A 4,559-nucleotide genomic window follows, 5' to 3' on the forward strand; every position below is an offset into this window, starting at 1 on the left:
CCTTCATCACGGATTTCACCGCCTGAACCGGTCGCAGCACCGGCAAATGGCGCAATCGCAGTCGGGTGGTTGTGTGTTTCCACTTTCATCAGAATATGAGCGGCCTGGCTCTTATATTTATAAACGTGCTGGCCGTTATCTTCCTTGGTTGGATAGAAACGTTGCGTATCAGAACCTACAATCACTGAGGCATTGTCTTTATAAGCAGACAATACATCTGTTGGTGATTCTTTATAGGTGTTCTTGATCATCTGGAACAGTGACAAAGGCTGAACTTCACCATCAATGGTCCATTCTGAACCGAAGATTTTGTGACGGCAATGCTCAGAGTTTGCCTGTGCAAACATCATCAGCTCAATATCGTTCGGGTTACGGCCCAGCTTGTTAAAGGCATCGGTTAAATAATCAATTTCTTCATCAGACAGTGCAAAACCGAATTCATTGTTCGCCTGAACTAACGCTGCCTTGCCCTGACCCAAAATATCAATCGAGTTCAAAGGTTTTGGTGCTGTTTCAGTAAACAGTGCCGCAGCATCTTCAATCGTATTAAACACGCTTTCCGTCATGCGGTCATGTAAAACCTGCAGTACTTCTTTAGAAAGCTCTTTTTCACCTTTTAAGGTAAATAAAACACCGCGTTCCAGACGATGAACTGGGGTATTACAGTTCTTGAAAATATCTGTCGCTTTTGATGACCATGGAGAAATGGTGCCTAATCGTGGTGTTACTAAAATCTGGATTTCATCACTTGTCGCTTGGTGTAAATCAAAAGATTGACCATCATTTAAAAGCTGCAAAGCGGATTGCTGTTGTTGCTCGTTGAGCGCTTGGTCAAAGAGGTAGACCCATTGACTTTCAATTGATTGAACAGAACTAATTGACGATAAACGTGAAAGTAGTTGAGTTTTCTTAAATGAAGAATGTGCAGGTGCACCGGCAACAATAAACATGCTGATTTTGGCTCCACGGGATGGTCGTAAACCATGCCACAATGTGACTTGAGAGAGCGCATATTCTACTGTGAAATAAGGAAATCGGCTAGATGGCAAATACGAAAACTACTGCTGAAATATTCTGTATTTTTGAAATATTGTTTTATTTTCAAGCAGGAAAATTGAATCGGGTCGCGTAGACTAACACAATTTGTTAAATAAAAATCAAAACCGATGAAGAATAATTTCATTTAATAAAATTGTATTATTTTTCAACAGCAAGACTACTTAAAATGCGTACAGCACTTATTCTTGAGCCGCTATAAAAACCTTATTAAGGAAAGGATAGGTTTAGGCTCAAGCTTTTCGAGATAGACTAAAAACACTCGGGTTCATTTTTTCAGCTCGTCTCTCTGTCCTGTCGGCGATTTTCCATACTGAAATAATTTTGTATCCCGCTATCTTCATTCCGGGCTCCAGCGTACGCGTCAAGACTCTGCCTCGCTGTGCTGTATTTTTGGTCCTACCGGGCATAGACAGTCATGTCGCCTGCTTCAATCGACTTCCAATAATATCGGACAGCCCAGATTATCCTGCTCACCTCTTTTAATATCTGGGCTGTATTTAAAGATACTTGAATCTCATATATAGGACCCTACCCTAGTTTTTAATAAAGATTGAGACTTAAAATGAATAGGGTTATTTTATTAAATACATTTTAGAGATATTAGGCCTGTTTTTATTGACATATTAACCCAGAATATTGATTCAAATATTCCTTAAACCCCTTACTCAAAAGAGTGAAATTAAACGCTAATCAATTGAAAATATAAAGCTTAAATTCAAACTGATTCTCAGCCTCTATTCTTATGTAAAAATTTAGTATATATAGGCAGTATGAGACATGAATTAATGTTAATTTCGTGGCCTATTATGAAAAAAATCACGACTCATAATAGAGAAAATCGGGAATATTAAAATTTTGTTACTTTTTTATTTCCTGTCTATTATCAATCTTTATTCTATTTAAAAACCCTGCAATAAATGGCTGTAATTCCTATAAAAATATACCACTTACAGGTCCACATATTAGAAGATGTCGAAATCGAAAATAGCCTCATATCAGCAAAGAATCTGCATAATTAAGGACTTCATCATTAAATTTGATGATTTTATGTTAACCTCTACGCCAATTGTTGAGGAAATGTCCACATTCAGGACGCATAAACAACCATCCTCTTTTCCGCTGCAGATATGCATATCAAATTGATATTCAGACACTGGTTTTTTTATTTTCTGTAGCTTCACTGCTCTGTCTAATCTAGAGCCTTAATCTGTTGCCAATGATTTAATTTTCAAAAACAAAAGGTGACCCGCTTAAGGAGTATATATGTTTCAATTCACTAGTACAGCAACTGTACTATTGATGGTGCTTTTCTATGGCATCACCTTTCTATTGTCGTTACGCATTAAGCAAAAAAATGAAAATGTCGATGGATATATGGTCTCGAATGGCTCCATCGGCTTTGGAATGTCTGCGGCCAGTATGACCGCCACCTGGATCTGGGCCGCTTCATTTTATGCAGCAGCTTCGTCCGGATATAAATACGGTGTTTCCGGTGCCTTACACTATGGTTTGTGGGGTGCACTGATGATTTTATTTATCTATCCATTCGGCAAACGTTTCCGCGAACTGGCACCCAATGCGCACACTTTGGCAGAAATCATGCATGCGCGGCATGGCAACCAGAGCCAGATGATTCTGGCCGGCTCCAACATTGTCGGGAGCGTAATCAGCCTGATGGTAAACTTTACCGCAGCAGGTGCGCTGGTTGAAATTCTGTCTCCCCTCAGCTTTATCCATGGGGTCTTGATTACCGGATTTGGCGTCCTGTCCTATACTTTATGGTCAGGTTTCCGCTCCTCGGTATTTACCGACTTTGGTCAACTGGTTGCCATGATTGTGGCGGCAGTGATCATTATTCCAACGCTATTTTTTACTCTGGGCGGCCCGTCACTGTTCCAGACCGGCATGCATAATCTGCAACCGGAACAACTGGATTTCTTTTCGAAAACTGCATTTTTAGAACAAGGCGCACCATTTTTTGTGGCGGTACTGGCCTATGCAATTGGTAACCAGACCATTGCTCAACGCATGTTTGCAGTCCGTAAAGACCTGATCAAACCGAGTTTCATTACCGCAACCATTGGTTATGCAGCGATTGTCGTCGGTTTAGGAATGCTCGGATTATTGGCACTCTTTGCCGGAATTCAGCCGATTGATGGCAACCTGAACAACCTGATTCCACAAATGGCAGCGACGTATCTGTCTCCATTTATGGTGGCCTTACTCTTTTTCATGGTGATTGGCGCGCTTTCGTCAACGGCGGATTCGGACTTATCTGCCCTGTCTGCCATCGTAATGACCGACATTTATGGCAAACAGATTGCTAAAAATCGTCCTGATCCGAAGAAGATGCTGTTTATTGGCCGGATGACCATGATTGTAGCCACCATGCTCGGTATTTTAATTGCCACGCTTAAATTCGATATTCTGGCGATGCTGATTTTCGTCGGCGCGCTCTGGGGTGCCATTGTATTCCCGGTGATTGCCAGCCTGTACTGGGACAAGGTCAATGCTCGTGCCTTTAACTGGTCTGTCGGTATCGCATTTTTAAGCTTTCTGGTGGTTCGATTTGAATGGCTGCCGATTCAGGGCCTAATCGCACTTGGCTTTGAGCTTATGGCCACCCTCGGTATTGGTGTGGTACTGGGTCTGATGAGCTTTGGCTTCTTTGGCAAGAAAGTTGGCCTGGTGGTCGGCATTCTGGCCAGTATCGGTTTCCTTCCATGGACCATCGGCTTCCTGCGTGATTATGGCACGCTATTGAGTTCTCTGACCGCCTATGGCAGCAGCGCCATTGTCTGTACCGTCCTGACTTTAATGAATAGCAAAGAACGATTTGATTTTAAACAAATCAATAAGATGGTGATTGAATTTCACCAGGTATCTGAGAAAAGTAAATAAGGAGATTTCAGATGAGTAGTCAATTTATGACCCTATATGTACTTTTTTGGCCATTGGTGGCAACGATGATCCTGTTCGTCATTTGTATGGGAGTCTATAAAGACATCCAGGAAGCCAAGATCAGTGGTGAAGATTTGCTTTAGTACACCACTCTCATGAGACAAAAACAGGTCAATATGACCTGTTTTTTATGGCAACTGTTCAACTGAAATTTCCGCAGAGTTTTGTGTGTTCCGACAATTCATGTCGCAGCACCCTAGTGCTGTCGTCACTTTTTTGGCATGATGCACAGAGCAAAGAACTGAATAATGATAAATGACTCAAATGCGTTGGTTAGAACTGCTTTCCACAGTTCGGATTGGTAGTAAAAAGCAAAGTACTGAACTGGCCCGCAGCCCGTTCCATAAAGATTATGACCGGATTATTTTTTCCCAGAGCTTCCGGCAGCTGAACCGTAAAACGCAGGTTCACCCCCTGACCCAGCATGACGGGATTCACACCCGTTTAACCCATTCGCTGGAAGTGTCCTGTATTGGACGCTCGCTGGGAATGCTGGCAGCAGAGAAAATTAAAGACCGGCTGCCACCCTGGATTTCCCC

Annotated in this window: 2 protein-coding genes and 2 pseudogenes; 3 read left to right on the plus strand and 1 reads right to left on the minus strand. The window is 42.2% G+C overall.

Annotated elements, in window-relative coordinates; translation table 11 throughout:
* A pseudogene (locus E2K52_RS13530) lies at positions 1-950 on the minus strand (phosphoribosylformylglycinamidine synthase); the annotation flags it as partial.
* A gap of 1,372 nt (positions 951-2,322) precedes the next feature.
* Here E2K52_RS13530 and E2K52_RS13535 point away from each other — a divergent pair.
* From E2K52_RS13535 to E2K52_RS13540, 3 genes and pseudogenes are all read left to right on the plus strand, one after another.
* Positions 2,323-3,960, plus strand: coding sequence for a sodium:solute symporter family transporter (locus tag E2K52_RS13535; protein ID WP_151205555.1), 1,638 nt, complete (start codon positions 2,323-2,325; stop codon positions 3,958-3,960).
* A gap of 11 nt (positions 3,961-3,971) precedes the next feature.
* Positions 3,972-4,103, plus strand: a complete 132-nt coding sequence (locus E2K52_RS15505; RefSeq protein WP_005097597.1) for a putative transporter small subunit — start codon at positions 3,972-3,974, stop codon at positions 4,101-4,103.
* A 172-nt stretch (positions 4,104-4,275) separates the two neighbouring features.
* Positions 4,276-4,559 (plus strand): annotated as a pseudogene (locus E2K52_RS13540) (deoxyguanosinetriphosphate triphosphohydrolase); the annotation flags it as partial.

It is taken from the genome of Acinetobacter sp. RF14B (assembly GCF_006864105.1).
Lineage (GTDB): Bacteria > Pseudomonadota > Gammaproteobacteria > Pseudomonadales > Moraxellaceae > Acinetobacter > Acinetobacter lwoffii_C.